The 1,880-nt window shown below is 71.5% G+C and carries 2 protein-coding genes; both read left to right on the forward strand.

Features of this window, described 5'->3' with window-relative positions; genetic code table 11:
- The first annotated feature begins 459 nt into the window (after nt 1-459).
- A complete protein-coding gene (locus FVW20_RS13920) occupies nt 460-1,197 on the forward strand; it encodes an HD domain-containing protein (RefSeq protein WP_196610085.1) in 738 nt (245 codons plus the stop codon).
- A gap of 79 nt (nt 1,198-1,276) precedes the next feature.
- Nucleotides 1,277-1,880 (forward strand): glycosyltransferase N-terminal domain-containing protein (locus tag FVW20_RS13925; RefSeq protein WP_307831544.1); only part of this gene is annotated, 604 nt, incomplete at its 3' end.

Raw genomic sequence — 1,880 nt, forward strand, 5'->3', positions numbered from 1 at the left:
GCCGGGCCGTGGACCGGTCAGGCGCGACGCGACGGCGGTACCGCCCCTTGGGCATGGCCCGCCGCCCGCACGGTTTCGCGCGGGCAACCCCATGCCCTCCGCACCGTGTCCCGATGGTGCTACGCCGTGCCAAGGGCTGCTGTCAACGCGGCGGAAGCGCAGACACCCGCAGGGGCACCCGCCCCTCCCCGCGCCAGTGGCGGCGCAGACACGGGTGGCGCATCTGGCCGGTACGCTCCGGCACCTGCCATCCCCGGCGCGCCATCCGCCAGACATGACCGGCATGACTGGTATGACCGGCATGACTGGCCATGAACGGCAGTACCTTGCGGACCCGGCGCGCGCTTTGCCTTTTGCCCGGCCAGTGGTTATGTTCATGGATGTGGCGAACGCGCGGCGCATCGCACGGGACCGGCATCCGGCGGTCCGCCCAGCCCGCGCGTCACCAGAGGAGACCGCATGACCGCCACCGTGGGTATGCCCTTTACCGGCGACGTGGAAAATCCGCGCGAGGCGGCGGCTGTCCGCTGCATGACGCCGGACGACCTGCCGCCCCTCAGCTTCGCGGCCCCGAACCCCTTCGGTTCGGGGGCCGCCTGGCCCGTGCCCGACATGGCCGCCTGCCATGCCCTGTGGGACCGCTACGCCATGCCCGACCACATCCGCGCCCACAGCCTCAGGGTGGCCGACATGGCCATGGCGCTGGCCCGCGCCGCGCTGGACAATGTCGCGGACGGCTCGAATGGCCCGAACAGCACGGACATCCACCTGCCCTCGGTGCTGGCCAGCGCCCTCTTGCACGACATCGCCAAGGACTACACCATCCGCTTCGGGGGCAACCACGCCCAGCTCGGCGGCGCGTGGGCCCTGCACGAGACGGGCAACCCGCGCATCGCCCAGGGGGTGATGCACCACGTGCACTGGCCGTGGCGGGTGGACGTGACCGTGCGGGAATGGCTGATGCCGCTGATCATCATCTACGCCGACAAGCGCGTGAAGCACGACCAACTGGTGACGCTGGAGGAACGCTTCGACGACCTTGTGGAGCGGTATGGCCGTACCGAACGCATCCGCGAACGCATCCGCGAATCGCACGAGCAGGCCGTGGAGATAGAGCTTGCCCTGTCCGCCCGGCTGGGCATGGCCCTGCACGATGCCGTGCCGCGCGACGGCGAACTGACGGTCAACGCGGGCTGAGGCCTCGTCCCAGCCTGCCCGATGCCCGTCACCGTTGCCCCCGACACCTCTTTTCCCTGATCCGCCAAAAGGTTTCCGCATGAAATCCGACCCCCTGCACGCCGCACTGCTGGCCGTCTACGGCGGCGTCTGGCGTCTGGCCCGCCCCCTGCTGCGCCGCAACGCCCGTCTGGTCGAAGGCTACGACCAGCGCCTGGTGCCCGACCACTGGGCCGAGGCGGCCCACCTGTGGGTGCAGGCGGCCTCCGGCGGCGAGGCCTATCTGGCGTGGGAACTGCTGCGCCATCTGGACGGCAACGGCACGAGGGGCACCACGGACGGCTCCGCCCACGACGCCCCGGATGGTGCCACTGCCAATGCCACGGGCGACGCCACGGACAGCCCTGACCGGCCATGCCCGTCCTCCGCCGCCCCGTTCACGCCCCCGTGCCCCCCCCCGTGCACACAGGACGGCGGACTCTCCGTGCTGCTCACCTCGTGCACCCGGCAGGGGGTGGAGGTGCTGGAAAAGGCCCGCGACTGGGCCGCCGCACACCGGCCCGGCCTGCAGGTGCAGGTGCGCTACTTTCCCTTTGACGAGCCGGTCCTGATGCGCCGCGCGCTGGACCAGGCCCGGCCCTGCGCCGTGGCCCTGCTGGAAACGGAACTGTGGCCCGGCCTGCTGTCCGCCTGCGCGGCGCGGG

It is taken from the genome of Nitratidesulfovibrio oxamicus, assembly GCF_015731765.1.
GTDB classification, from domain to species: domain Bacteria; phylum Desulfobacterota; class Desulfovibrionia; order Desulfovibrionales; family Desulfovibrionaceae; genus Cupidesulfovibrio; species Cupidesulfovibrio oxamicus.

Bases quoted from the DNA above. Each gene is read 5' to 3' on its own strand.
- FVW20_RS13920 (WP_196610085.1), top strand. From the start codon at position 460: ATGACCGCCACCGTGGGTATGCCCTTTACCGGCGACGTGGAAAATCCG.